23 protein-coding genes are annotated in these 25095 nt (G+C 69.6%); 10 read left to right on the top strand and 13 right to left on the bottom strand.

Annotated features, from left to right (window positions below):
- Positions 1 to 97: 97 nt before the first annotated feature.
- The 3 genes from IPK71_03360 to IPK71_03350 form a co-directional block, all read right to left on the bottom strand.
- On the bottom strand, positions 98 to 799 hold the full coding sequence (locus IPK71_03360; protein MBK8212763.1) for a chromophore lyase CpcT/CpeT: 702 nt from the start codon (positions 797 to 799) through the stop codon (positions 98 to 100).
- Positions 796 to 1860, bottom strand: a complete 1065-nt coding sequence (locus tag IPK71_03355) for a hypothetical protein (GenBank protein ID MBK8212762.1) — start codon at positions 1858 to 1860, stop codon at positions 796 to 798. The genes IPK71_03360 and IPK71_03355 overlap by 4 nt, the downstream gene beginning before the upstream one ends.
- 459 nt (positions 1861 to 2319) lie before the next feature.
- Positions 2320 to 2859 carry a hypothetical protein gene (locus IPK71_03350; protein MBK8212761.1) on the bottom strand — a complete coding sequence of 180 codons (540 nt, stop codon included), beginning with the start codon at positions 2857 to 2859 and terminating at the stop codon, positions 2320 to 2322.
- A gap of 808 nt (positions 2860 to 3667) precedes the next feature.
- Between IPK71_03350 and IPK71_03345 the strand changes: the two genes are divergently transcribed.
- On the top strand, positions 3668 to 4477 hold the full coding sequence (locus IPK71_03345; GenBank protein ID MBK8212760.1) for an SH3 domain-containing protein: 810 nt from the start codon (positions 3668 to 3670) through the stop codon (positions 4475 to 4477).
- A gap of 89 nt (positions 4478 to 4566) precedes the next feature.
- A complete protein-coding gene (locus IPK71_03340) occupies positions 4567 to 5178 on the top strand; it encodes a hypothetical protein (protein ID MBK8212759.1) in 612 nt (203 codons plus the stop codon).
- Between the two features lie 59 nt (positions 5179 to 5237).
- On the opposite strand, the gene IPK71_03335 is transcribed toward IPK71_03340, so the two are convergent.
- Both IPK71_03335 and IPK71_03330 read right to left on the bottom strand, forming a co-directional pair.
- Positions 5238 to 6149 (bottom strand): CHAP domain-containing protein, encoded by a 912-nt coding sequence (locus tag IPK71_03335; GenBank protein MBK8212758.1) that lies wholly within the window; start codon positions 6147 to 6149, stop codon positions 5238 to 5240.
- Between the two features lie 120 nt (positions 6150 to 6269).
- Positions 6270 to 7358 carry a hypothetical protein gene (locus IPK71_03330; protein MBK8212757.1) on the bottom strand — a complete coding sequence of 363 codons (1089 nt, stop codon included), beginning with the start codon at positions 7356 to 7358 and terminating at the stop codon, positions 6270 to 6272.
- Positions 7359 to 7641: 283 nt separating this feature from the next.
- Here IPK71_03330 and IPK71_03325 point away from each other — a divergent pair, with 283 nt between their 5' ends.
- Positions 7642 to 8571: an exopolyphosphatase gene (locus IPK71_03325; GenBank protein ID MBK8212756.1), complete on the top strand. Its 930-nt coding sequence runs from the start codon at positions 7642 to 7644 to the stop codon at positions 8569 to 8571.
- Positions 8572 to 8608: 37 nt separating this feature from the next.
- On the opposite strand, the gene IPK71_03320 is transcribed toward IPK71_03325, so the two are convergent.
- Together IPK71_03320 and IPK71_03315 are read right to left on the bottom strand one after the other, a co-directional pair.
- The gene (locus IPK71_03320; protein ID MBK8212755.1) at positions 8609 to 9130 is read right to left on the bottom strand and encodes a hypothetical protein; all 522 of its coding nucleotides are present in this window, start codon (positions 9128 to 9130) and stop codon (positions 8609 to 8611) included.
- Positions 9127 to 10053 (bottom strand): methyltransferase domain-containing protein, encoded by a 927-nt coding sequence (locus IPK71_03315; protein MBK8212754.1) that lies wholly within the window; start codon positions 10051 to 10053, stop codon positions 9127 to 9129. Before IPK71_03315 ends, IPK71_03320 begins: the two co-directional genes overlap by 4 nt.
- 299 nt (positions 10054 to 10352) lie before the next feature.
- Here IPK71_03315 and IPK71_03310 point away from each other — a divergent pair, with 299 nt between their 5' ends.
- The 6 genes from IPK71_03310 (at position 10353) to IPK71_03285 (ending at position 15134) form a co-directional block, all read left to right on the top strand.
- Positions 10353 to 11687 carry a sel1 repeat family protein gene (locus tag IPK71_03310; protein MBK8212753.1) on the top strand — a complete coding sequence of 445 codons (1335 nt, stop codon included), beginning with the start codon at positions 10353 to 10355 and terminating at the stop codon, positions 11685 to 11687.
- 138 nt (positions 11688 to 11825) lie between these two features.
- Positions 11826 to 12188: a hypothetical protein gene (locus tag IPK71_03305; GenBank protein ID MBK8212752.1), complete on the top strand. Its 363-nt coding sequence runs from the start codon at positions 11826 to 11828 to the stop codon at positions 12186 to 12188.
- 12 nt (positions 12189 to 12200) lie between these two features.
- Entirely contained in the window at positions 12201 to 12734 is a 534-nt protein-coding gene (locus IPK71_03300; GenBank protein ID MBK8212751.1) for a sigma-70 family RNA polymerase sigma factor, read from the top strand.
- Positions 12731 to 13237, top strand: a complete 507-nt coding sequence (locus tag IPK71_03295) for a hypothetical protein (GenBank protein ID MBK8212750.1) — start codon at positions 12731 to 12733, stop codon at positions 13235 to 13237. Before IPK71_03300 ends, IPK71_03295 begins: the two co-directional genes overlap by 4 nt.
- Positions 13238 to 13246: 9 nt before the next feature.
- Entirely contained in the window at positions 13247 to 13861 is a 615-nt protein-coding gene (locus IPK71_03290) for a class I SAM-dependent methyltransferase (protein MBK8212749.1), read from the top strand.
- Positions 13862 to 14060: 199 nt separating this feature from the next.
- On the top strand, positions 14061 to 15134 hold the full coding sequence (locus tag IPK71_03285) for an aminotransferase class V-fold PLP-dependent enzyme (protein MBK8212748.1): 1074 nt from the start codon (positions 14061 to 14063) through the stop codon (positions 15132 to 15134).
- Between the two features lie 33 nt (positions 15135 to 15167).
- On the opposite strand, the gene IPK71_03280 is transcribed toward IPK71_03285, so the two are convergent.
- Positions 15168 to 17528, bottom strand: coding sequence for a protein kinase (locus IPK71_03280; GenBank protein ID MBK8212747.1), 2361 nt, complete (start codon positions 17526 to 17528; stop codon positions 15168 to 15170).
- Between the two features lie 630 nt (positions 17529 to 18158).
- Between IPK71_03280 and IPK71_03275 the strand changes: the two genes are divergently transcribed.
- On the top strand, positions 18159 to 19019 hold the full coding sequence (locus tag IPK71_03275; GenBank protein MBK8212746.1) for a cupin-like domain-containing protein: 861 nt from the start codon (positions 18159 to 18161) through the stop codon (positions 19017 to 19019).
- 74 nt (positions 19020 to 19093) lie between these two features.
- Here the strand turns inward: IPK71_03275 and IPK71_03270 are convergent, their stop codons facing one another.
- The 5 genes from IPK71_03270 to IPK71_03250 are packed head-to-tail and all read right to left on the bottom strand — an operon-like array spanning position 19094 to position 25031.
- Positions 19094 to 19753: a YbhB/YbcL family Raf kinase inhibitor-like protein gene (locus tag IPK71_03270; GenBank protein MBK8212745.1), complete on the bottom strand. Its 660-nt coding sequence runs from the start codon at positions 19751 to 19753 to the stop codon at positions 19094 to 19096.
- Positions 19750 to 20436, bottom strand: coding sequence for a hypothetical protein (locus tag IPK71_03265; GenBank protein ID MBK8212744.1), 687 nt, complete (start codon positions 20434 to 20436; stop codon positions 19750 to 19752). The genes IPK71_03270 and IPK71_03265 overlap by 4 nt, the downstream gene beginning before the upstream one ends.
- Positions 20433 to 21563, bottom strand: a complete 1131-nt coding sequence (locus IPK71_03260) for a YHYH protein (protein MBK8212743.1) — start codon at positions 21561 to 21563, stop codon at positions 20433 to 20435. Before IPK71_03260 ends, IPK71_03265 begins: the two co-directional genes overlap by 4 nt.
- Positions 21564 to 21612: 49 nt before the next feature.
- Positions 21613 to 23145 (bottom strand): metallophosphoesterase, encoded by a 1533-nt coding sequence (locus tag IPK71_03255; protein MBK8212742.1) that lies wholly within the window; start codon positions 23143 to 23145, stop codon positions 21613 to 21615.
- A 41-nt stretch (positions 23146 to 23186) separates the two neighbouring features.
- Positions 23187 to 25031 carry a metallophosphoesterase family protein gene (locus IPK71_03250; GenBank protein MBK8212741.1) on the bottom strand — a complete coding sequence of 615 codons (1845 nt, stop codon included), beginning with the start codon at positions 25029 to 25031 and terminating at the stop codon, positions 23187 to 23189.
- Positions 25032 to 25095: the final 64 nt, after the last annotated feature.

The following is a 25095-nucleotide window of genomic DNA, read 5'->3' as shown; positions in this document are numbered from 1 at the left end:
ATGACGCACCGCGGGCTCGTTCCCGGAGTTGGGACGGCTCGGGGCGGCGCCCTCCGGCAGGGTCGCCACCGACGAGCCGAGTTGCGAGAGCACGCCGTCAGCGTCGGCGCACGAAGCGGTAGCCGCCGGCCGTCGCGCCCCAGACCTGCTTCCCCGCGTCGTCGTATCCGCGATCCCAGGACACCATGAGGTTCTCCTCGAGGCGTACCGTGGAGGAGGCGTACGTGGCGCCGTTGAGCTCGCTCGGGCAGCGCACCTTCCCCGAGCTCTTCTCGAAGCTCGAGCCCGTCCACGCGAGATCGGGCGTCGCGCCTTCGAACGCGTCTCCCACGCGGTGCATCTCGACGCTGCACCCGACCTTCTCGTCGGCGTCCGCGGGGCTCGCCTTGCGTTCCGCGCGCGCACACGCACCTACCCAGCTCTTCGGGGCCTTCAGCTCGAACACGCGAGACACCGCGGTCGTCTCGTCCTTTCGGTCGATGACGTAGAGCCGCTGGCGGTAGGGCGCGGACCCCACGCGCGCCTGCTCCACGTAGAGGACACGCTCCCCGATCTCCTTCGCGTCGATGGGGCAGATCTCGAGCGAGATCTCGAAGTAACTCTTGTCGGATGCTGCCTGATCCTTCGAGTCGAAGGAGCCCGTGAGGAATCGCGCGAGCTCGGCCTCGACCGCGGGCCGCGCGGGAGGGGCGGCCTCGGGGAGTGACCCCGACGGGGCGGGCGTAGGCTCCGTGGTGACCGCCGAAGAGCAGGCCGCGCCCGCGAGCGCGAGCGCGACGAGGACGGATCGGGCGCTCACTGCCGACCTCCGCAGTACGCCGTGCTCCCGCAGACGCGTGCCGTCGAGGCGTCGGCGCCGGCGTCGGCGTCGCTACGCGGGGCGAGGCACGTGAAAGGCCTTGGGGCCGTGCACTCGTCGTCGGCGCCGCACGCTTCCCCGTTCGCTTTGGCCAGGGTGCACTTTCCCGTCCCGAGCACGTCGCAGTACGACCCGGCCGGGCAGACGAGATCGGGGCCCGTCTGCGCCGTGCACGTCTCACCGAGCGCGACGTTGCGCGCGGGGCCGCTGCACTTCCCGGGGTTGCGCAGCGTCTGGCCGTCGCAGTTCGTCCCGGGCGCGCAGAAGAGGCGCTCGGCGGGGCCCGCGTCGTTGAGGAGGATGCCGCACGACTCCCCCGTCTTCCGCCACGCCGTGCACTTCTTCTTCTCGTTGCAGTAGCCCTGGGCCGGATCGCACTCGCCGATGAAGGTCGTATCGCCGATGTCGTCGCAGGCGGCACCGAGCGCGCCGACCTTGCGGAAGACCTCGTTCCCGCGGATGCCGAAGCAGGCACCGTCGAAGAGGACGCTCGTGAGCGTCGTCCCGCACGTCGCCGCGGCGACCTTCGCGATGCACGCCTGACCCTTCGCGTCGTCGAACACGATGTTCCCGACCGAGGCCGAGACGCCCCACTTCTGGAGGTAGAGCGCGTCGTACGAGGCCTTGAGCACGGTCTCGCAATTTTCGTTCGTCAGGGGGGTCGTGTTCTTGTAGGGAGCCTCTTTGAACTGGCCAGCGAAGAGGTCGCGGTCGGCGTCGTTGCAGCACGTGGTGATCTTGCCGCACACGGCCTTGGCGAGGGCCGTGTCGTACGCGTCGATGCGCTGCCGAACATCGGGGGCGATCGCGCGGTCGGGCTTCGCGGCGTCCTCCGGGGCCGAGCCCGTCGGGGTGGTCGTGGGCGTCGGCGTCGTGTCCGTCGGGGTCGGCGGCACCCCCGAGTCGGCCGAGTCGGCGGTGACGGCGTCGGTGCAGGCCGCGAAGACGGCGAGGGGAGAGAGCGCGATCGCGAGGAGGACGAGGGGAGTTTTGGTGCGCACGAGTACTACCTTTCGCGCGCCGCTCAGCAACGAACATGCCACGAGTGAGTGGCTTGGATCATCACGATCGCCCTCCGCTCGAGGGGATGGAACCGTACGACACTTCGAAGGAATCGTGGCGGCGGATGATTCCAGAAAAACTCGAAGCCAGGCCGGGGCGATTCGATAGGAACAGGAAGCTCCTGCAAGAGGATAGCTATGTTCCTCGAGTGACGGTCCGATCGTGTCGAAAATCCTCGAACGCCGAGCGCTCCCAGGCGCTGACGCATGGAGTTGCCGTCGACTCTTCGAGGGAATAGAGGAATGCCAATCCAATTCGCCCATAGCCCGCTCGCGCCGAGCCGACGATCCGATGGATGGCGGGCCCACGGACATCGAGCGTGACGTTGGAAACGACGACCGCGGACGAGGGCGAGCCTCGGAATTCCCCGACCGGGGACAGAGACAATCAACAGCCTGTCAGGGGCAGTAGCCGAACGTCACCCCGGCGACGACGCGCGCCGTGGGGAACGGGCCGCATCCTCCGCACGCGTTGGGGTCTCCGGGGCGACAGAGCCTTCGGCACGTGCGAAAACCCATCGAGGTGGCGACACAAACCCGCCCCGCCCCGCACTCGGCGTCACGCTCGCATACCCCCGACTGGAGCTGGACATCGCGCACCTTCGTGCACTCGGCCGTGCCCGTGTCCTCTCGAAAGACGCAGCCGGAGGCGGCGAGGTCCCCGGGCTTGAAGCCGCACGAGGCTTCGTTCGTGTAGTCGCACACGACGCCGCACGCCGCGACGGACACCGACCCGGCGTCGGCGTCGGATTTGGGGTACTCGCGGCAGGCGCCCTGCGACGGGCCACCGCAGGCGCTCCCTGGCGCCGCACACGGCTCGCGGCAGACCCCGCTCACGCAGACGAGGCCACGCGCACACTCGAAGGTGCCGAGGCACCCCCTTCCCGCCGGCGCGACCCCGGCGCCTACGCAGCTCCGCGCTCCATCGGTCGCGCTCACGTCGCACGTCTGGGAGGCGCTGCACCCACACTGAGGGGCGAGGCCGCACGGTGAGTCGCACGACGTCGCGTCGGTCTCGGCGTCTTCTGGACGTGCCGAATCCGGCTCGGTCGATGCGTCGGAGCTGGGCGTCGATGGTGCGCTCGCGTCCTCCGACGAATCGCCTCGAGGTTCGGGCCGGGGAGAGGTTTGGCCGTTCGCACACGCGGCGACGCAGAGGACCGCGAACACCGAGGACAGGGACGTGTGCAGGAGCTTCATAGGGATACCTCGAGGGTCGATCGCGCCGAGCGGGGCGCCTTCGTAGCACTCGCGCCGATGCCCGCAATGCCAAGTTGTCCGAATCGTAGACGAGGATCGAAGTGTGCCTGAGGAGTGCCGTGCTCCTCGTGCACAGGACGGCGCGTGCCGTGGTCCGCGTCACTTCGGGGAGCTCGCGCACGAAGGCGTCGAGATCGACGTGGCCGCCCCCACCGGCGCCGGCGCGTGGAGCGCGGAGACAGAGGCGACGGCGATGTAGGTGGACGTGAGCACCGAGCGTGCCAGGCCTCGCGCCCCTCGCCCGATGCGATTTCCCGACGATCGCGGAGGTCAGGCCCGACGTGGCGCCGATCGCCGGTGCAGCGATCGCCCACCCGAGGAACGGAAGGTGCCCGCGCTCCGTCGCGTCAGCGGTCGTCGTCGGAAGGCCTGAAGAGCGAGCTTTTCGGCGCGGGTACGCGTTCGAGCACGCGCTCCGTCGCGCTTTCGCGCGGTGGCACGTCCGTCGCAGTAGTCCGGTGGTCCGCCCCACGCTCGGAGGTCTCCCATGAACGTTCGCTCGCTGGCCGTCGTCGTCGCTTGCTCCCTCTCGATGGTGTCGATCTCCGGATGTTCCGCGGAGCTCGGAGAGGAAGAGGTCGCTGGGGCAGAAGAGGGGCAGAACGCCGACGAGAGCTCCGAGGCCCTGAGCGGGAGCTTCGCCGTCGGGACCGACCTCGAGACCACCGCGGATCTCAATCACCGCAGCTCGCCTAGCCCCTCGGCGGACGTCCTCCAGGTCATCCCGCGAGGGACGGTCGTCAAGAGCGCCGCGGCGAGCCCCCGCGCGAACTGGTACGGCGTATCGTGGAATGGGAAGACGGGGTGGGTGTCGGGCCAGTACCTCCGAAAGCCCAGCGCCGTGTCGGGTAGTGGGGCGCAGCGAATTCTGAGCTATCACACGTCGAAACAGATTGAGCTCTACGACACCACGTTCGGCAGGAACGACGGGGCCGACGCGCTGAGTAACATCCGCGACGCGGCCGCGGGGAGGAGCGCCAAACAGAGCTGCCATGGCGGTGCGCCCTGCGGTCGTGTGGCCCTCTCGACGAAGCTCGTCTCGGCCATGATCGCGCTCCGGGAGAAGTATGGTTACCGCTACTTCGTCACGGCGATCGCGGGCGCGGCCCACTCGCCTGGCTCGTTCCACTACGCGGGCCGCGCGATCGACGTGGGCGAGATCAACGGCCGTATCATCTCGGGGGACAGCGCCGCGGCGCGCGGCTTCATGCAGGCGTGCCGCGACCTGGGCGGGGTCGAGGTGCTCGGCCCGAGCAACCGGTCGGACCATCAAGATCACATCCACTGCGCGTTCTGATCCGAGGCGCGACGTCTGGACACCCGTTTCGAGCTCGCCGAGATCCCCCGCGTTCGGAGCGGGACACACGACAAGGAAGGAAGACCCTCATGACCCTCAAGCATGCGCTCTCCGCCGTCTTGCCGCTCGTGGTCGCCGCGTTGTGCTCGCAGGGGTGCAGCGCAGAGGTCGAAGCCGAAGACGCAGGGGACGACGTTCCCGTGGTCGACGCCCCCGACGAATCGGCCGATGCGCTGAGCGGTGGCGAGCTCGCCTGCACGGTCTCCAAGGTGGCGTCGGGCGCCGCGCTCGTCGGCACGGTCGTCTGCTGGGTTACGACTCCGGCGAGCGGAGGCACCCACGCGCCCGTGTGTGTGTGGCTATCGTCCGCGGGAGTGACGGCGGCCAAGCTCGCCAACAGCGCCGCTCAGTGCGCGACGGGATGCGGGCTCGCGGGGGCAGCTTGCCAGAACATTGCCCAGAGCTTCGCGCGGCGGTCGACGACCACGGCTCGGATCGCCAACGTCGGATGCAATTCGCGAGGGCAGTTCGTCTCGGAGGCCGATGTCTGCGGGCTCGGGATGAACCGAATCTACGACGTGAACGCGCCCGAGAGCCGCGCATGCAAGGTAGGGAAGCCCACGGGTTTTTGGGCACTCTCCTCCGCCGAACGCGCGTATATCCGCAATCCGGCGAACTGCGCCGCGCGCGGGATCCGCTGAGCCCGAGGTCCTCGAGGTCGTAGGGAGTACCGGGCCGACTCGTTCGGCCAGGCGCCTCGTCAGTCGCAATGGTCGGGTTTGCCGGCGGGTTCCATCACGCACGCGGATCGGCAGCGGCGCGAGGTCGTGACGCCGTTCCGGCACGTGTAGAGGATCGTCGGGTCGCCGCCCGAGAAGCCGTTCTGCCTCGACGCTCCGCAGTACGGGCCGTCTTGTGCGGATCGGACGTGCGCGCACGGCCCCGCGCTCGCAGGGACGGACGAGGCGGGCGACACCGTACCGTTCGGCTGACGGGGGAGCCGCTTCGGGTGAATGACGCACTTCGCCGAGAGACCTCGGTCGCCCTTCGGGCTGCCGAAGAATCCGCGTGTGCGAGGGACGAGCAACGACGGATATTGCTGTCCGTTGCGGCCGTAGTTCTGATTCGCGACGAGCATGCGCGACGGAGACACCGACGTCACGACCGCGACGTGCCCCATCGTGTAGCCGTCCCAAACGAGCAAATCGCCGGGGGTCGGCTCGTAGCCGTCGGCCCTCGTGTGGACGTCGAACGCGCGGCGATCGGCGTTTCCACACATGGCGTCGGCGTTGCCCTCGATGCGGGGCGCTCCCACGCTCTCTACGAGCCACCGGTTGGCGAGCTCGGCGCATTGGAAGTACCAAGTTCCTCCGCGTCGCGTGCCGGGGTTCACCGCCCCGTGGAGCTGGTTGCAGTAGAGGGGCTGCGCCGAGAGCGCTCCGACGCGGATCGTGGCGATGACAGGGCACGACGAGGTCGACGTGCACGAGCAAGCGACGGCCGTATCGACGAGGCTCGCCGCGCTCGCTTCTTGGGGCGCCGTGGGCGTCGGGGTCGAGCTCGACCGAGGGACCAGCGCTCCACGCCTCGCTCGAGCCTCGGCCTCGGGTGGCTCGGGGAGGAGCAACACCAGCGACAGCGAGGCGAGCAGCGCGAGCGTTCGGCGACCCACGGGCGTTGGACGGCACGCGGCAGGTTCGATTCAGCCGGGCGCGGGGTTGTTCGCGGCTGCTTCGGGCCGGGTTCCGCCTCCAGGAGGTGGACGCCGAGCTCCCGACCCACGTGTGACGAGCTACTTCGCCGGCATGGGGTTCTGCTGGAAGAACTTCCAGAGAACCTCGTTCACGACGAAGCTGGTGCTTTGCGCTCCGTCGCCGGGGCAATCGGAGACCCCGGTCTTCGGTGCGCCGCCGGGCCACGAGTGACCCCCGCCTTCGACCGTGCAGAGGACGGTGCTCGCCATGCATCCGGTGTAAGATACACACGACCCATCTCCCATGGTCGTGTACGAGGAGGTGGTCGTCGCGCATCCGTTGCGAGCGCGCCACCCCTCCATGGTGTCGGCGATGGAGACGAACGAAGCTCCGGACGGGCCGCACCCGACGCCGCCACCAACCGGCACGTGCCCGTCGAGCGAGCCGTGCACGTGCATGACGGGGACGGCGCGTGACGGTGTGCACGTCGAGACCCCGATGGTCCCTGCCACGGGGGCGACCGCCGCGATGCGCGACGAGAGCTCGCACGCGAGCCTATGCGAGAGGATTCCGCCGTTCGACATGCCCGTAGCGAAGATCCGGCGCGTATCGGCGCAGAGCGCGCCCTCGAGGTGGTCCAAGATGGCCGAGACGAACGCTTTCTCGTCGACGTTGTCCTCGACCGCGCGCCCACAGCAGAGGCCTCCATTCCACGTGCGGACGAGGCCGGTGCCATCGGGGTACACGGCCACGAAGCCCTCTCGATCGGACTGGACGTTCATGAGCGACGACTCCTCGAATTGTTTGCCGCTGCCGCCTCCACCGTGGAACCCGAGCACGATGGGTGTCGGGCGGTCGGCGCGGTAGCTCGGCGGGACGTGTATGCGGAAGGTGCGCGCCTTTCCCGAGACCATCACGGAGCCCTCCGTCGTCGTGCCCGGTGGATAGGGCATCCCTTTGCTCGCGCAGGCACCGCCGCCGTCGGCCGACGCGTCGGAGGTCGCGGCTTCGAGCGCGGAGTCGCCAGGGGGCGTCGCGTCGATCGAGGCGGCGTCGTTCGCCGGAGGATCGGCGTCCGCGGTTTCCTCGGGAGTGGACGTGGAGCAGGCGGAGCCGAGCACGAGCGCGGACAGCACGGGGACGAACCCAAGGGAGAACGCAAGGGGGTGGCGAGCGGAGGGGGCCATGCGGCGGCGTGCTCCATGTCCCGTGCCAGGGCGACTCGCGCGGATCGACCGAGAATAATAGGATCGTGTAGGTGAACGTGGGTCGGTTCGGGGGACGTCGTCATGTCCACGGCTGCTCGACCGGTCCCCGTCGAAGGTCAACCGAGGACGATGGCACGTGTGCGCGGCCGTCACGCGGAGGGGAGGTCGAAGCCCTCTCCCGTCGACTCCTGCGAGTTTTCTGCTCGCGAGCGAGCGCAAAGAACATACGCTCGTGGGTCGACAGGCGAACCGGAGGGCGAGGATGACCGAGAAATACAGGCTGGTGACGCGCAGTGACTTCGACGGGCTCGTGTGCGCCGTGCTCCTCAAGGAGCTGGGCATGCTCGAGGACATCAAGTTCGTCCACCCCAAGGACATGCAGGACGGCAAGGTCGAGGTGTCGAACAAGGACATCACGACGAACGTGCCCTACGTGAAGGGGGTGCACCTCGCGTTCGACCACCACCTGAGCGAGGTCACGCGTGTCGCGGACAAGCCGGCGAACCACATCATCGACGCGTCGGCCCCTTCGGCTGCGCGTGTGGTCTACAACCACTTCGGCGGGAAGGAGCGCTTCCCCCGGATCAGCGAAGAGATGATGCGCGAGGTCGACAAGGCCGACGCCGCTCAGTTCTCGCGCGAGGAGATCCTGAACCCCAAGGGCTGGGTCCTCTTGAACTACCTCATGGACCCGCGGACGGGGCTCGGCCGGTTCCGCGAGTTTCGTATCTCGAACTACCAGCTCATGATGGATCTCATCGATGCTTGCTTGAACCTGAGCATCGAGCAGATCCTCGAGCTCCCCGACGTGAAGGAGCGCGTGGAGCTCTACACGAAGCACCACGTCGAGGCTCAGGACCAGCTCATGTGCTGCTCCAAAGTCTACAAAAACCTGGTGGTGCTCGACCTCCGAAGCGAAGAGAACATCTGGCCCACGAACAGGTTCACGCTCTACGCGCTGTTCCCTCAGTGCAACATCTCGATCCACGCGCTCTGGGGCCTGAAGAAGCAGAACGTCGTCTTCGCGACGGGCAAGTCCATCTTGGATCGGAGCTCGAAGACGAACGTGGGGGAGCTGATGCTCAAGTACGGCGGCGGTGGCCACCAGGCGGCGGGTACCTGCCAAATCGAGACCGAGAGGGCAGAGGCCGTGCTCGAGGAGCTCATCAAGGCCATCAACGACGACGGCTGACACGGCTCGCAGTCCAGGGGCCTCGACCGCCGGAGCGCTACTTCGGCGGTACGAGGCGCGGATCGATAGGAAAGAAGCGCCGGGTGAGCCAGGGCTCCACGAGGAGCATCTCGCTGGCGCCGTAGGCACCGAGCACCGCGACCTCCCACGTGGGCACGCGGGCGAAGGCGTATGTCATTCCGAGCACGATAACGGCAGGTCGGAGGAGGGTCCCCGGGCCGAGGAGGCTCACCGTGACGAGCGTGCGAAGCTCGGTGATCGGCACGAGCCACACGAGCAGCGAGGCGACCATGAGCCCGGCGAAGGGCCCGAACACGGTGACCGCCGCCGCGCCCCCGGCTTCGAGGGAGGCCCAACGCTCGCGCCCCGGGAGGAGCGTGAGGGCGAAGGCGAGGACGATGCCGCCCAGCGCGATGAGGGCCGCGGCGAGCACGCCGAGGAGCACGGCGCGGCGCATGTGAGCGTCTTTCCCGACGAGGCCCACGCGCCCCGCTCCCGATCGAAACCCGATGAGCGCGCCGTCGACGAGGGCGAGGAGCACGAGCGTTGCGGGGATCATGCGTGCCCCGCGAAGGCGGAGAGTCGCGGCCTCTTGGCTCCCATGGCGCGCACGAAGCCCGCTTCGAGCTCCGGTCGCACGCCCACGATCGCGTGCATGATACGCACGAGCCGGAGGAGGCCGACCTGCCCGTCGAAGAGCGCGCAGAGGAACCCGGAGGCTCCCGATCGTGCCGCCGAGACGAGGGCATCCCCGTCGTGCGCCCGCACCGCGCTCAAGTACCCGTCGTGGCGCGCGAGTGGCTCGCGCATGCGCGCCCGATGGAAGATCCACGAGCCTATGGGCGCAAACACGCTGGGTTTGATATCGAAATGCAGGAACGCCATCGCGCCGGCCTGCTCTTGCTGCGCGAAGATCTCGGTGAGGCCCGCCCCGCGGAAGTGGTGAAGCGCGCCCGTGGACGTGACGATCGTGGCGGGCTCGGCGAGTCGGAACGCATTGCCCGTCACGAACGTGCACGCGAGTGACTCTTGCGCGGCGAGGTGCCGCGCGGCGTGGGTGAAGGTCGCGTTGTAGTCGGCCCCGACGAGCTCGACGTGCCTCGGGAGCCCGCCGTGACGTGCGAGCCACCTCACGACGAACCCGAGGCCGCACCCAAGGTCGACGACACGTACCGGGCGACCGGGGTGGATTTCGCTCACCGCGGCCACGAGCGGCTCGAGGACCTCGAGCACGCGCAGGCCCATGAGAAATTCCTCGTGGAGGCGCTGCAGCTCGAGGTGAGAGCGCACGAGGGCCGCGTCGACGAAGCCCGGATCGAGCCGATCCTCTTCGGCGGGGAAGCGCCGCGCGATGCGGAGGCCCCACGCGTTTTGGTGCTGGGCGAGCGCCTCGAGCACGGTCGACTTCTTCACCGGCCGTCGGGCGAGGGTCGTGGCGTCGTAGTCGACGATGAGGTCCGAGATTTCGGGGCAGTCGTGCATCGGGCTCGTGAGAACGTTGCGGGCTCGAGCATCGTACCGCGTGAGCCCATCCCGAGCGCTCGACCTGTCGCGTGCGGGTGTCCAGGGCGGCGCGTTCCCTGGTTCGGCGTGCTGCAGGCCGAAGCGCACGACGTGCCGAAAGGGAACGATTGGAGGCGGGACGTACCGCCCCGAGATCTCCTGCATGTGCTGCGGTCGACAGTGCCACCAGCGGGGAGCGGGCCGCGAACGGCTACAGGGGCGTGAAGTGTGGGCGAGTATCCGAATATGTGAGAGGCTCCGCCGTCGAAGGACCGACCATGGATCGTCGTTCACGTCGCCTCTCGCTCGCCCTTGTCGCCGCCGTCGCCGCCGGAACCGCGGCATGCGGCGGGAGCCCATCGCCGCCGCCCGCTCAGGTTCGTGTCGCCGGCATGGTCGGAGAAGACGAGCCGCTCTTCGCCGTGGATTGGCCCTCCACGATGCGCGCCGAGCTCGAGACGAGCATGCAGAGCGGGCTCGGCGTGGTTTCTCTGCGCCCTGGCGAGCGCCTGAAGGTGCTCCCCGGCTGCACGGCGCGCGCGTCGTATCGGAGCGTCACCCTCTCGCCGAAACACGACGTCGTGGAGCTCGCCACCCACGAGCAGATCGCCGCCGCCCTCCCTTTTTCGGCGCTCGGGCTCACCGGCAAGGTCGGGGCGGGTCACGAGAGCGACGAGGTCGTCGAGGTGGCCATCCTCGCGCGGCGCCAGTCGATCGCGCCGGCCCTCGCGTTCTCCACGAGCGAGCTTCGTGGTGACTGTACGGGCGCGACGCACGTGGTGACCTCGGTCGTGCGCGGTGCCTTCACGGTCTCTCGGCGCGGAAAGAGCGAAGCCTCGGCGTCGGCCGACGTCGCGGCGTTCGGAGCGAACGCTCGGTCCACGCAGCGCTCGCTGGTTGCGAAGAGCGACGGAGATCCGGCGGCTTGTCGCTCGGCCGGAGCGCCGGCGGAGGGGTGCGACGCGCTCGTCAAGGTGACACTCCGGCCCGTCACGGGCGCCAGCGCGCTCACGCGGCCGGGCGACGCGTGGGGCAAGATCTCGTGCGTCGACTGCGCCGCCGAGTGCGATCGTGGGGATCTCGCGGCGTGCGTCACGATCGGGCATCGTGAGGTGGAGGCGCAGAACGAAGCGCGCGCCGAGCGGCTCTTTCGCGCCGCGTGCGATGGCCAGGTCGGGCACGGGTGTACTGGTCTCGGCATGCTCTACGACCCCGAAGGCAAGGATCGACCGGGGAGCTATGCCGACCCCGCGAAGGCCCTGGCGCTCTACGCCCGAGGGTGCGATCTCGGCTCGCTCGACGGGTGCAAGTTCCTCTCGTTCCACGTGCACGACGAGGCCCGCTTTCGCCTCGCGGACGAGGGGCTCGCGCGGCGGGTCGCCAAGGCGTGCCAGGCCGGAGACGAGCTGAGCTGCGGCGCGGTGGCGAACTGGTACCTGCAGAAGGGCAAGCACCTCGCGCGCACGGGCACCCCCGGCGTGGCCGAGGCGTTCGACCAAGCCATCACGTGGGAGCGGCGCCGGTGCTCGGTCGGTACGCCGCCCGAGCTGGCCAAACGGCCGTGCCTGCTCGAGAACTGGACGAAGGTGCGCGCGGGGCTCTCGGGCCGATGACGCCCTGCGGATAGCGCCGTTCGGAGCGTACCGCGCCACTGTGCATTTCTAGCGAGTGCGGCATTTTCATGAAGTGCGCGCTCGTCGCGAACCTTTCGCCCCGTCCGGTTTCTCTCCGGGCGAAAGCGAGGTCCTGCGATGTCCGAGTTCTTCAAAAATGGTGGCTATGGCATGTTCCCGACGCTCGTCGTCGGTCTCTTCCTCCTGGCGACCGCCGTTCTCTATGCGGTGCGCCCATCGGGGCGGCGTGCGAGGGTGGCCCTGGTGCTAGGGACGGTCACGCTCGCCTCGGGGCTCCTCGGCGCATCGGCGGGCATGGCGACGACGGCCCATTTCATCCCCCAGGTCCCGAAGGGCGACCAGCTCGAGATTCTCGCCGTAGGGTTCGGTGAGTCGATCCACAACGTGGTGCTCGCCCTCGTGGTCGTCGTGCTCGCGGGCCTCGTCGCGAGCGTCGGCGCACTGCGGGCCTCGGACGAGCCTTCCCCTCGCGGGGCATGAGCGTGCTCCACCATGGAGACCGACGAGGCGCTCTTCGAGCGCGTCCGCACGGGGGACGCGCGCGCGTTCGATACGCTCTACGATAGGCACGCTCCTCCGCTGTTCGGGTTCGTACGCGCGCGCCTCGGGAACGCCGCCGAGGCCGAGGACGTGCTCCAGGAGGCCTTCGTGGCGATGTTTCGTGAGCGGCGCGGCACGGAGACCGTACGGAGCGTCAGGGCCTGGCTCATCACGGCGGCGGGCCACCTGTGCGCGAATCGACTGCGGTCTCGAAAGCGGTCCGGGCGCGCCCTCGAGGCCATCGCCCACGTGCACGCGGGGGAGCCCGCACAAGACGCGGAGGTCGGAGTGCTTCGAAACGAGCGTTTTTCGGCGCTCTCCGAGGCCGTCGCGAGGCTGCCCGATCCGCTCGCCGAGGTCTACCACCTGCGCGCTGCGGGGCTCTCGTACGAGGAGGTGGCCTCGGCGCTCGACGTCCCGCTCGGAACGATCAAATCGAGGATGAGCCGCCTCGTCGAGGTGCTCCGCACGGAGGTTGGGAGATGACGTCGTGCGCGCGTGTGCGTGAGCGCTTGCCGGGTTACCACCTCGTGACCCTCGAAGCCGAAGATCGGAGCGAGGTCGAGCAGCACCTTGGCCGTTGCCTCGCGTGTGTGCGTGAGCTCGTCGCGTGGAAGCGTGCCTTCGAGGTCGACGAAGGCCCGTCACCTCCGGTCCACCTGAGAGCCCGTGTGCGAGCCGCGGTGCTCGCCGAGTGCGCACCACGGTCGCCTCTCCGAGCGCGCTGGGAGCGGCCTCTGTCCCTCGCCGTGGCCTGTGGGCTCATCGTCGTCGCAGAGTCTCTCACGACTCTCCTTACGGGGGGTGAAGGCGCGCCGCCCCGGGGCCTCGGACGCGCCGAGGTGCTCTCGAACGCGGATGGCCGGCACTTTGAAGGCGAGGTGTCTCGAGGGAGCGAGTCGATTCGCGCGATTCCTCTCCGTCGAGAGGCGAGGGCACGAGGCCGACACGAGGGGAGGTCGATCGCGTCGCCGGGCTGCAGCGAGTAGACTCGGGGCATGAGCGTTCGCGACCACTGGCGTTCCGTCTATGCGACGAAGTCCCCCGACGCGGTGAGCTGGTACCGGCCCCACCTCGACGTCTCCCTGTCGCTCGTTCGAGGGCTCGGCCTCGCGCGTGACGCCTCGATCCTCGACGTGGGCGGCGGTGCCTCGACGTTCGTGGACGATCTCTTGGCCGACGGGTTCACCCGCGTGACCGTGCTCGATCTCGCGGACGAGGCGCTCGCGGCGACCAAGGCTCGCCTCGGGGAGCGCGCCTCGAACGTGGGCTTCGTCGCGGGAGACGTGACATCCGTGGAGCTCGAGCCGGAAAGCGTCGACCTCTGGCACGACCGCGCCGTCTTCCACTTTCTCGTCGAGGCCGACGCGCAGGTGGCCTACGTGCGCGCGCTCGCCCGCGCCCTGAGGCCGGGGGGCCACGCGATCGTAGCGACCTTCGCCCCCGATGGTCCCGAGCGATGCAGCGGTTTGCCCGTCGTGCGGCGTTCGCCCGAAGAGATCGCGGCTGCCCTCGGGCCGGGTCTCCGACTCGTGGAGTCCCGCACGGAGGCGCATGTCACGCCGTGGGGGAGCTCGCAGTCGTTCGCGTATGCCTTGGTCCGTCGGGTGTGAGCGCTGTCGCACGTCTTCCGCGAGCCACGAGGTAGAGCACGAACGGGAGCTGGCAGGTATCTCGCGAAGGCTCTCGGGCGTCGATCGAGGAGAAGTTGTCGTCGCGCGACTCTGCTAGTCAGGGCGCGTGAGCATCCTCGCCAGCCAGCGGCACCTCTGGGATATCCCCCGTGATGTTGCGTACTTCAACTGCGCCTACATGTCGCCGCTTTCGCGAGAGGTCGTCGCGGCAGGCACGGCGGGGCTCGCCGCCAAGGCTCGCCCTTGGGAGATCTCGCCTGCGAGCTTCTTCGAGGGCTCGGAGGTGCTTCGCGGTCTCTACGGCGAGATCCTCGGAGTCGACAGGGAGGGGATCGCCCTCGTCCCTTCGGTGAGCTACGGCATGGCGACCGCCGCGGCGAACCTGCCGCTCGTCGCCGGATCGAACGTCGTCTTGCCCGCGGAGGAGTTTCCCTCGAGCGTGCACACGTGGCGAAAGAAGGCCCGCGCGGCGGGCGCCGAGGTCCGTACCGTCGCGCGCCCCGAGGACGGGGACTGGACGCGCGCGATCGAGGCCGCGATCGACGCGAAGACGGCGGTCGTATGCGCGAGTCACGTGCACTGGGTGTGCGGTGGCATGCTCGACCTCCCACGCGTCTCGCGCGCGACCAAGGCCGTCGGCGCGGCGCTGGTGCTCGATCTCACGCAGTCGATCTCCGTCGTCGACCCCGACATCACGGCCTGCGATCCGGACTTCGTCGTGGCCGCTGGCTACAAGTGGCTCATGGGGCCGTACTCACTCGGCCTTCTGTACGTGGCGCCTCGCCATAGGAGCGGCGCTCCGCTGGAGGAGGGGTGGATCGTCCGCGAGGCGTCGCACGACTTCGCGCGGCTCGTCGACTACCGCGACGAGTACCTCCCGGGCGCCCGTCGCTTCGACGTCGGTGAGCGCTCGAGCTTCGCGCTCGTACCGGCGGCGATCGCTGCCTGCCGACAGCTCCTCGGGTGGGGGCGCGCGAACCTCTCGGAGACCCTCGGCGCGATGACCTCCGCGATCGCCGACGGCGCGCGGCCTCTCGGCGCCCGTGCGCTCCCCGAGTCCCTTCGCGCCCCGCACTACCTCGGCCTTCGTTTCGAGAAAGGTCTTCCGGAGGGGCTCGTCGCGCGCCTCGCCGCCGAGGGGGTCCACGTCAGCGTCCGTGGGGACAGGCTTCGGATCACACCGCACCTCTACGACGACGCGCACGACTTGGAGCGGCTCATGGGAGCGCTCGGCCGAGCCCTCGGGCGCTGAGGACACGCTCCGTTCGGGCGCTCCGTCGGTGGTTCAGCGCCGGTTGGGTGGTGCCCCGTGGGACGGCTCGAACAGCACTCTCGCGCGCTCGAGGATGTCCAGCGCCGGCGCGACACGCGCGCTCGCCGAGGCGCGCAAGGCGTGAAGCGCGGTGTGCGTGTGGAGCGGCTCGAGGAGGGGGCAGCGATCGATCCACGTGACGTCGACGAAGGCTGCCCGTTCGAGCCGCGGGAGCAGGCGCAGCACCGACTCGAACCTTCGCGCGGCGGCCAAGACCTCGATGCCGAGCTGGAGCACGTGCGCGTCACGTCGCGGGATTCCGCTCTCGACGAGCCCTCTGTGGACGCTCTCGGCCTCGTCGTCCGCGAGTAGCCCCGTCCGGCCGAGGCGGAGGCGGCGCTCGACCTCGGAGGCGATGCCTCCCCACGTCGGGCCGGGAGGCGCGGCGGTCTCTGCCACGGCGCGAAGGAAGCGTCCATGCTCGTAGGTCGCGAGGTCGCGGTCTCCGGACCAGAGGACGAGCCGGGAGAGGGCCGCCCAATGGAGGGGCGACGTGTCCTCGGGGGTGGTGCGCCGCCGCAGGAGAGCGAGGGCGCCTTCGCGGTCGCCCAAGACGAAGCGGGCGCGGGCGAGCATGACGTCGACCGCGACCAGGCTCGGGTCCTGCTCGCGCGCGGCGCACAGGAGCTCGTAGGCCCACTCGGGGCGCCCGAAGTCGAGCAGCATGCGGCTGCACCAATCCAGGGCCGGCGCGTGGCGGGGGGCCAAGGTCAGGGCCCGCGCGAGGGCGAGGGCCGCGCTTCGGTAGTCGCCGTCTTCGAAGGCGAGGGCCCCGAGGGCCGTCTGCGCGTCCGGGGCCTCGGGGTGCCGGTCCGCCGTCTCGACGACGATGCGACGCACCTCGGAGTGGCCGTCGGGGGACGGTGGGGCCATGCGGACATGGCGAATGAGCGCGAGCGCATACGTCGAGGCGATACGGGTGTCATGAGGCGACCGCTCGTAAGCGGCGCGGAGGAGAGGGATGGCCTCGCCCACACCGTAGTAGCTCGTGGCGAACGTGTACCTCCCGCGAAGGTAGAGGTCGCGCGCGGCCGTGTCGCCCGTCAGCGCCTCGCGAGGGGGCTCTTCCACCATCAAGGCTTCGGCCAACACGGTCGCGGCGTCCGTGGCCAACGTCGCCACCTCTGCGGCGTCACGTGTCGCGCGCCAGGCCAGGATCTGGAAACCGTCCCCGACGCTCGTCATCCGCACCGTGAGGGTCACCTCGTGGCCGGTCCTCGCGAGAGTGCCGTCGACGACGACGTCGACCCCTAAGGCGCGCCCGGTCGCGACGGCACCTTGCCCCGAACGAGCCGCGTCGTAGGACGCCGCGAACGGGCGCACGCCGAGCGTCGCGTGTCGGCTCAGATCGTCGGTGATGTGCTCGGCGAGCCCGAAGGCGAGGTAGTCGTCCCACATGACCCCCGCATTCGCGAGCGGAAGGACGGCGACGGACCGTGCGGCCGTTCGTGCGTGGAAGTACGCCCGCGGGGCAGGCGAGGAGGCCCCACCGCTCACGACGAGGAGGGCCTCCGCCGCGGCGTCGGCATTCGGGTAGCGATCCCCCGGCCGGGTCGAAAGGCATCGGAGGATCACGTCGGTGAGCTCGGGCGAGAGGTCGGGCACGAGCTCGCGTGGATCCGGTGGCGCGACGACGGTGCGCGCGAGGGGCTCCGAGCCGCGCGGCCACGGCAGCCGACCCGTCACGAGCTGAAAGAGGATGCACCCGAGCGAGTAGACGTCCGCCCTCCCGTCGATGGGTGCTCCGACGAGCTGCTCGGGTGCCATGTAGGTCAACGTGCCCCCGAGATCGCTCGAGTCGGAGACCCCATCGACGCGGTCGTTTCGCCCGAACGCACGGGCGACTCCGAAGTCCGTGAGCACGATACGGTCGGGCGCGCAGAGGACGTTTGCCGGCTTGAGGTCGGCGTGCACGACCGCCGCCTCGTGCGACGCGGCGAGGCCTCGCGCGATCTCGACGCCGAGCGCCGCGGCGCGCTTCGCATCCATGAGCCCCTCGACCTGCCTCACGTGGGAGAGTGAGACGCCGTCGACGAACTCCATCGAGAAGAAATGGAGGCCATCGTGCACCCCGACGTCGAACGTCCGCACGACGTTCCGGTGCGTCACCCGTCGCGCCAGCTTGACCTCACGGAGCAGGCGGCGCTGCGTGTCCGCGAGGCTCTCGAGCGTGCCACGGAGGACCTTCACCGCGACGACCTCGTCGAGGAGCTCGTCGATGGCTCGGTAGACGGAGCCCATGCCTCCCGTCCCGAGGAGCGCGGTGATGCGGTAGCGCCCCGCGAGCAACGGCACGTCGTCCAGAACGCTCGCGTCGACCTCGCCCTGCCCCATGAACACGAGCGTACACGACCTGCCCAAGGGAAATGGGGGCGGCGATAGGCCAGGAAGATCCAGGGGTTGCCGCGATGGGGCGCCGCGTACGGCCGCGTTCAGCGGTACGGGTCGTTCCCGCCGAGGTGTGCCGCTCTCTTGTGCTCCCCGTGACACGGCTTCCGATGCACGAGCACGCCACAGGCCTTGCAGGCACGCCCGTCTCGGGCTGTCACGAACGATGTCGCACAATGGGCGCATGCCTTGCCGACGATCTGCGGCTCGCCCGTCGAGGGCTGCCACCGTGGGTCGTCCGGAGGCGGGGGGGCCGGCCGGCGGGGCGTCGCCGTGTCGCTCTCGCTACGTCGCCGCAGGACGAAGAGCATGACGCGGGCGCACGCTACCGCGGCTGCAACGAGGCCGAGTGTGGTGCCATCGCTCAAGGCCATCGCGTCGGGCTCCCACGAAATCGCTACCACGGGGGCGGGCCGTCGTCGATGCGTGGTCCGAGGCGCGTGCACCTAGCCCGAGTCGAGCCGTGTTCGCGGGCTCGTGGCCGTCGACCCTTGTGGCGGGGCGGTACGCGGGCTAACGAACGACGCGGCTATGCAGGCGAGCTCGCAGACGCGACGGTCCCACGCTCGAGTCGACGTGGTCGACGCGGCCGATGCGCCGGCGTACCTCGCGAAGAACCTGCCGGCGGTCGTGCGGCTTCCAGGGGCCGCGGCGTGGCTCGAGCGCTGGAGCCCCGAGGCCATGGAAGCGCGCTTCGGCGGAGCGACGATCGAGCTCGAGGATGCCGTTGCGGTCTACGTAGGGGAGCGCGTGCGGCGTCGCGAAGGGCTCGCGCAGGCGATGCGACGGGTGCGCGCCGGGGACCGGGCGCTGCGCTGGAAGGGGCTCGAGTTTCTCTCGCGGGTGCCGGCGATGCGGGTCGAGCTGGAGGCCGCGCCGGCGCCGCACCGGGCGCTCTTGCCCGCGGGCTCCCATGGCCTTCGCGATACCCTCTGGGTCGCGCCCGCCCGAACGATGTCGTCGCTCCACCACGATGGCGATTTCGACAACTTCAACCTTCAGATCTTCGGCGCGAAGGAGTTCTTGCTGATTCCGCCAGCGTATCGGCGCGAGGTGTACGCCTACGGGAGCGCCGAGTCTCCGGTAAACCCGTTCGCGCCCGATCTCGGCCGGTTTCCGCTGTTCGACGGAGTGCCCACGATGATCGCGGCGCTCCGGCCGGGGGACACGCTCCTCGTTCCCAAGTACTGGTGGCACTGCGTGCGCGCGGCGGAGGCCTCGGTGAACCTCTCGACGCACTTCGCGTGGCCCGGTGCGCCCGGGGCGTGGGACGTCCTCTCCGGGAGCCCGCTCGTTCATCGGTCGCTCACGGTGGTGGCCGCCGCGCTGAAGCGACGGGGGCTCCACGGAGTGGCCCGCTTGGGGCGAGAGCTGTGGCGCGCGGGCTACACGCGCGTGGTGCCGCGAGTGGCCCCGCAGCCACGGGAGGTGGGGTGAGCCCACGCGAGCCTCGGTAGCGAAACGCTTCTTCGTCTGCGGGACGTTCGCCGACACGGGGCCGGCGCCGTCACTCAAGGGCGCGTGTAGCTCACCGTGAGGGACGTGCTCGCGAGCAGGGCTTTGCCGGCGGCCTCCTCGAGCGCCGCGCCCGTCACCTGCGACGGCTGCGCCGGGACGGAAGCCGTGGCTCCGAGCGCGAAGAGCGTAAACGTGTACTCCTTGGCCCCGGGGCCTTGCGAGCAGGGAGGGTAGTAGGCGAGGTTCGGTCCGTCGCTCGTGATCCCGAAGTTCCCTACCTTGGTCTCTCCCGTCGCGAGCTCGCGCGTGGTCGTGGGGATCCGGTAGAGCACCCAGTTCCACTTCTTGCCGTCGCGAGCCACGGTGCTCATGACGAGCGCGAGCTCCTGCGTGCCCTTCGGGACGCCCGACCATGCGAGGGGCGGGCTCGTGCCCGCGCCGTCGCACGTGTAGGTGGCCGGGAGCGTGCCCTTGTCGAGGAAGGCGGCGCTGGTCAGCACGAACGGGAGCGGTGCGGCGTCCGTCTCCGCCTCGGGGGCCGCGTCGAAGGGCGTTGTCGCGTCGAGGTCTCCGGTGTCCGGGCCCGTCGCGTCCGCAAAGGGCCCCGTGTCCGCACCCGCGTCGGGGAGGGCGCTGTCGACGGCCGTGCCCGAGCAGGCCCAAACGCCGGCGAGCGCGAAGAGGGGGAACACGAAGCGGGCGAGCGATTTCATGAATGGGCGACCTTTCCGGCGCGCCATTGCGCCAAGACGAGCACGAAGGAGGCGAGGGCTCCCAGGCCGAGCGTGACGAGCGCGTGATGGCTCGTGAGCGGGCTCGCGGGGGGCGCCGTGGTCGGTACATCGTCGCGTGGGCCTGCCGTTGGAGCATCGAACCCGGCGACCATCCCCGGCGTCGAATAGCGCATCTCGGGCCGCACCAACGTCACGAGGACCGGACCGAGCTCCTGCGGAAACGAAACGGTCACCCGCGCGTCCGAGCGGACTCGCCCCTCGACGTCGAGCCGGAGCACGACGAAGTCGCCGTGCACCTCGCCCTTCGCCGAGAGGACCGCCGCTTTCGCCCGGAGCTCGTCGCGCCCCGGTGTGCCCTTCACGACGACGGGGAGCCGTGTCCCGCCGGCCTCGAAGCGCACGCCTCGCTCGAGGACGAGCCGGAGCTTCGTGGAGAAGGCGTCCACCGCGGCGTCGGGAGCGGTCGCGATCTCGGTGGGGAGTACGCCCGTCGCGAGGAACGGGTCGAGCTCCGCCAGGACGTCGGCGTGCTCGTCGCGCAGCGTGAGGCGCGCCGTCGCGACGTCGAGCGAGTGCGCGAGCGCGGGCCGGGCCACGAGCGCCCCTCCGACCACGAACGCGAGCGCGAGCGTGATGCCCCTCGGTCGGGTGTCGTGTCTCATGGGCGGCAATACGTGCCCCGCTGGAGTACGCCTCCCGTCGAGTACGAACGATCCTCGAAATCCCAGCATCGTGGCGTCGTCGAGAGGCGGTAGGCGATCGAGTAGGTCTGGCCGCCGTGCTCGTAGGTCATCGTCCTCGAGCCGTCGCTCTGCTCGACGAGCTTGAGGTTCTGTACGCCGCCGGGGGGCTTCTGTCCGGGCGGGCGCCCACCACCACCTCCTTGCTTCGTGAGGGGCGAGACCCGCGGCGCCTTCGCGGCGTCGATCTCCCCGACGAGGCATTGCACGATGTACGGATGCGCGTCGGAGGTGTGGTAGCGCCGTCCGAACGTAGGGTCGGGCTTCGAGTTGCAGACGTCGAGCTCTCCAGCGGCGATCGGCGTGCCGTCCGGGTTGGAGTTCCCGTAAATCGGGTATCCGTCGAATCCCCACCCGAGGATGGCGCGAGGACCGGCGTTCTTCATCGCGGCCATCATGCAGGTCGGGGCGGCATGGTAGTGGTAGTCGTCGCCGCGGCCGGAGTGCCCGTTGCACACGTCGAGCTCTCCTGTCGCCTTGGTGTCGAATTTCGGATCGTACACCGAGGGATCGAGCGCTCCCTGCGAGCTGTAGTCGTAGATGGGCACGCCGTTGACGGCGACCCCGAGGGCTGCGTCGATGGTCGTCGGTTTCGCCGCGACCTTCGGGGCGAGACGGATCGGGGACACGTACCCCGGCGCCGGGACGGGCACCTGGTCGTTGGTGCCGGTGATGCCGTCCATCTTGGCGTGAGTAGGATACGTGTCTCCGGAGACGTAGGCATACTCGGAGTCGCACCGCACGCCGACCGTGGCGCCGAAGCCGGCCTCCGTCACCGAGGCCGCGACGGCCGCGCAGTGGTCCAAGGGGGCGGCGTCGGCGCCCGGCGGGGCGAGGGAGTCGCCGTCCTCGCCGGGCGCCGCGTCCACCGGGGGAGAGCCCGCCTCCGTCGAGGCGTCGTCCCCGGGGACGGACGTGACCTCTCCGCACGCGACGCTCGCCGCGGCGACGAGCGCGGGGAGAAGGCACGCCGCGCGGACGAGGGCCGGCCTCGCGTCGAACGGACGTGTGCCATGGCTCGAAGAAGGGGAAATGGTGGGCTCGTTCATGTCGACCTCCGTGGGCAGGGCGAGCGCTTCGTCCGGCCGCTGGGAATCCTCATCGTGGGACGATCGTGTAGCTGTCGGCGACGCTGCCGTTCTTGAGCGTCGGTGTCTCCGCCGTGGGGAGCACGGCCCGCACGTACTCGACGGTCATCTTGTCGGGCGCGACCTTGACCCTCATGTGCCCCGAGCTCGGGAGGATGGTGCCCGAGACGTAGCCTCCAGCGGCCGCGGTGACGGCGGCGTTCCCACCCGGGTGGCTCGGCTGGGGGACCTCCTGGTAGACGATGCCGTCCTTGTCCTGCTTGCAGTAGAGGTGATCGTGCCCGTGGAAAAACGCGCTCGCTTTGGTGTCGACGAGGAGCCGATGGATCGGCTTGGCCCAGCCGGGGCGGCGCGTCGCGAACTCGTCCGCCCCCGTGGCGCCCTGGCCGCCCCACTCCCACAGATCCGCTCCCTCGACTCCGCCGCGTGCGTCATCGAGCCCCCCGACGAGGTGGTGCGCGAAGACGATCTTGTACTTGGCCGTGCTCGCCTCGAGAGTCCTCTGTAGCCAGCGGTATTGGGCCTCTCCGAGCGTGAATCCCCAGCCTTCGCCGCCTCTTCGGGGCTTCGTCTCCGTGTACCAGAACGGGTCGAGCGCGACGAAGAGCGCGTCGCCCCACGTGAAGGCGTAGTACCCCACGCGCCGGCCCACGAGCGGGTTCGTCGTGTCGTCTCCGGTGTAGAGCCCGCCGAGCGTCGGAGCGACGAAGTACCGTAGGCGGGCCTTGGTCGCCCATACGGCCAGGTTGTCCGTGACGCCGTCGAACACCCACCCCACCTCGCCTTCGTGGTTCCCGTTGACGAGGAAGAGCGGCACCGTGTCGGTCGTGCGGCCGAAGTAGGAGCGCTCTTCGATATACCGATCGACCACCTCCGCCTCGGTCTTGGCGAACTTCTCGGTCATGAAGGTGTCGCCCAGATCGACGTGGAAGTCCGGCGTGTCGGCGCGGACGTTGTCGAGCGCGCGGCGGTAGATGTCGAGGTTCGAGTTCTCGTCGCGGTGCGAGTCGGCCTGAACCGTGAAGGTGAAGGTGGAGCCGGCCTTTCGGGCCGTGTGGAACGTCCGCTCCTTGGACGTCGAGAAGTCCGTCGCCCCGGGTGGGCGGAGTCGCACGCGGTAGTAGATGGTGGCGTCCTCCGGCATACCCGTGAGCGTCGTCACGAGGGGAGCGCCGCCCGGTCCACGGGTGATGTCGGACTTGACGCTGGTCTGCCCCGGGCTCGTGCCGGCCTCGAGGTAGACCTCCACCGCGGTCTTGGGCAGGAGGGACAACGTGACCCCGCTCGCGGTCGGGCTCCCGAGGACCCACGTGCCGAGGGCGCTCTCGTCGAGGGGTGGAGGACAGCTAGGCGCACACGACGCGTCGGTCCCCGTAGGCGTCGGGGCGGGTGCGTCAGGGCTCGTGGCGTCGCAGTCCCCGAGGCAAGCGGCGTCGGGCGCTTGGGGGACGCCGTCCGTGGTGCTCGGGCAGCCCGCGAGCAGCCCGGTTGCGACGAGGAGAGACAGGCCCCCGAGGGCCTTCGCTCGAGTGGGGACGTTCATGGGTGACCTCGTAGGCAAGGCTCGACGTGGACCGTCGAGGATCAGCGGTTATAGATCCAGCCCGCGGGGGGCGCGGCCCCGAGGCAGGTGTAGGGCGCGCGGGGAGAGTCGGCAGGGCTCGACGGGATGCTGTACGAGAAGGCTATTTCGCCGTTCCGCTCGGAGCCGGTGAAGACCTTGTTCGGGTTGGTCGTGAGATCCACGTCGCGGTAGGTGCGCACGTAGTCGACCCGTACACGGTCCTCCGACACGGTGACGTCCAAGAACCCGGTGTTGGGGAGCCGCTGGCCGAAGGCGGCGTCGTATACGCCGTATCCCGAGGGCCCCTGCCACGTGATCGAAGGTGGCGTGTAGGCGTCGCAGTTGTAGGCGAAGTAGCTATTGTCCGCAGGGTTCGGGACCTCTTGGTACACCACGCCGTCGACCTTCTCGCGGGCGTACATGTGGTCGTGTCCCTGGAAGAAGATGGTGACCTTGGTGTCGGCGAAGAGCTGATGGATGGGCTTCGCCCAGCCGGGCCGGTTCGTCGAGAACCCGGGCTCGCCGCCCCACTCCTGGGAGCCGACGATCGCCGCGGCGCCGCGGTTGTTGCCGTTGACGTGGTGGGCGAAGACGAACTTCCACTTCGCGGTGCTCGACTCGAGCGTTCGCTTGAGCCATTGGTACTGGGCGTCTCCGAGCGTCGCGCCCCACTTCGGCTCCGGCTCGTCGAAGAGCGTGCTGTCGGGAGAGACCGTCGGAGAGTGCCAATACGGGTCGAGCGTCGCGAAGAGCGCGTCGCCCCAGGTGAAGGCGTAGTAGTCACGCAGGAGCCCGTCGCCCCCCAACGTCGGGTATCCGTTCGCGGAGAGCAGCTTGGCGTCGTCCCCGGAGTAGAAGTCACCGGGCGCGGGGAGTGGGTAGTACTTGAGGCGCGACTCGGCCGCCCAGATGGAGGCGTTGTTGAAGATGCCGCCGAGGTTGGCGAGATGCGCCTGCTCGTGGTTCCCGTTCGTGAGCATGAGCGCCGTCGAGGCGCCCATGAGTCCGAAGTAGTCCTGTCGCATCCCGAGGTAGGCGGCGCTTCCCTGGGGAGCCCCGACGCCGTCGACGATCATGGGCTGCGAGAACGGCCTCCCGAGCGCCTGGTACTCCGAGAAGGGGAGGGCCCCCTCCACGGCCCGCTGGAAGCTGTGCCCGGCCGGGTAGTTTTGGGCCTTGAAGGTCTCGATGATCTTCTCGATGGAGAAGTCGTCGCCCAGAGTGAAGTAGAGGTCCGGCTGGCGGTCGCGGACGGCCTCCATCGTTCGACGAAAGAGCTCCGGGTGGAACATCTTGTCGTTGAAGCGCTCCGGGTGCGTGTCGCCCTGCACGCCGAAGTGGAAGGTCTTCCCCTTCTCTCGCCGCGTGTGGAACGTGTGGAGCGCGTCCTGTGTCGGAGTGCCTCCTGCCGCGGTGTAGACGACACGGTAGTAGTAGCGGGTATCGGGCGAGAGGCCGTCGATCTCGAGCACGATGGGCTCGCCCGAGGTCGACGTACGCGGGGCGAGCGTGCGCGGGGCGACGAGCGAGGTGCGCGTGGCGTCGACCGCGCTCGCCACCTCGACGTACGCGGAGTCGCCGGCCTTGGCGAGCACGCTCACCGCCGCGGAGCGATCCGTCGGCCTGCCGACGAGGGTGTTGTACTTCGAGGGGTTGACGAGCGGGAGCTCGGCAGGGCTCGCCCCGTCGGGGGACGCCGTCGCGTCCGTCACGGGCACGGACGTTTCGCCCGTCGCTCCTCCGTCCGGACCGACGCTCGCGTCGGCGTCGGGGCCTTCCACCTCAGGGGTCGCCCCGGAGCAGCCGTGGACGAGCGAGAAGGCGAGGGCGAGCGTAGGGACGACAGGACCTTTCGCGAGGCGCATGCGAGATCTCCCGTGGCGAGCGTGGGACGAATCGCTCACTCGTGGGGTATCGGCCCGTCGTCGG

The organism is Myxococcales bacterium (assembly GCA_016712525.1).
Taxonomy (GTDB): Bacteria; Myxococcota_A; Polyangia; order Polyangiales; family Polyangiaceae; genus JAAFHV01.
This window is presented reverse-complemented; position numbering and strand designations above follow the sequence as displayed.

What these genes read in the sequence shown, in the direction of transcription:
- IPK71_03315 (MBK8212754.1), bottom strand. Translation starts at nt 10,053, where the DNA reads ATGCACGACTGCCCCGAAATCTCGGACCTCATCGTCGACTACGACGCC.
- IPK71_03250 (MBK8212741.1), bottom strand. Translation starts at nt 25,031, where the DNA reads ATGCGCCTCGCGAAAGGTCCTGTCGTCCCTACGCTCGCCCTCGCCTTC.
- IPK71_03295 (MBK8212750.1), top strand. Translation starts at nt 12,731, where the DNA reads ATGACGTCGTGCGCGCGTGTGCGTGAGCGCTTGCCGGGTTACCACCTC.
- IPK71_03260 (MBK8212743.1), bottom strand. Translation starts at nt 21,563, where the DNA reads ATGAACGAGCCCACCATTTCCCCTTCTTCGAGCCATGGCACACGTCCG.
- IPK71_03320 (MBK8212755.1), bottom strand. Translation starts at nt 9,130, where the DNA reads ATGATCCCCGCAACGCTCGTGCTCCTCGCCCTCGTCGACGGCGCGCTC.
- IPK71_03345 (MBK8212760.1), top strand. Translation starts at nt 3,668, where the DNA reads ATGAACGTTCGCTCGCTGGCCGTCGTCGTCGCTTGCTCCCTCTCGATG.
- IPK71_03280 (MBK8212747.1), bottom strand. Translation starts at nt 17,528, where the DNA reads ATGGGGCAGGGCGAGGTCGACGCGAGCGTTCTGGACGACGTGCCGTTG.
- IPK71_03310 (MBK8212753.1), top strand. Translation starts at nt 10,353, where the DNA reads ATGGATCGTCGTTCACGTCGCCTCTCGCTCGCCCTTGTCGCCGCCGTC.
- IPK71_03300 (MBK8212751.1), top strand. Translation starts at nt 12,201, where the DNA reads ATGGAGACCGACGAGGCGCTCTTCGAGCGCGTCCGCACGGGGGACGCG.
- IPK71_03265 (MBK8212744.1), bottom strand. Translation starts at nt 20,436, where the DNA reads ATGAGACACGACACCCGACCGAGGGGCATCACGCTCGCGCTCGCGTTC.
- IPK71_03330 (MBK8212757.1), bottom strand. Translation starts at nt 7,358, where the DNA reads ATGGCCCCCTCCGCTCGCCACCCCCTTGCGTTCTCCCTTGGGTTCGTC.
- IPK71_03285 (MBK8212748.1), top strand. Translation starts at nt 14,061, where the DNA reads ATGTCGCCGCTTTCGCGAGAGGTCGTCGCGGCAGGCACGGCGGGGCTC.
- IPK71_03290 (MBK8212749.1), top strand. Translation starts at nt 13,247, where the DNA reads ATGAGCGTTCGCGACCACTGGCGTTCCGTCTATGCGACGAAGTCCCCC.
- IPK71_03255 (MBK8212742.1), bottom strand. Translation starts at nt 23,145, where the DNA reads ATGAACGTCCCCACTCGAGCGAAGGCCCTCGGGGGCCTGTCTCTCCTC.
- IPK71_03340 (MBK8212759.1), top strand. Translation starts at nt 4,567, where the DNA reads ATGACCCTCAAGCATGCGCTCTCCGCCGTCTTGCCGCTCGTGGTCGCC.
- IPK71_03305 (MBK8212752.1), top strand. Translation starts at nt 11,826, where the DNA reads ATGTCCGAGTTCTTCAAAAATGGTGGCTATGGCATGTTCCCGACGCTC.
- IPK71_03270 (MBK8212745.1), bottom strand. Translation starts at nt 19,753, where the DNA reads ATGAAATCGCTCGCCCGCTTCGTGTTCCCCCTCTTCGCGCTCGCCGGC.
- IPK71_03325 (MBK8212756.1), top strand. Translation starts at nt 7,642, where the DNA reads ATGACCGAGAAATACAGGCTGGTGACGCGCAGTGACTTCGACGGGCTC.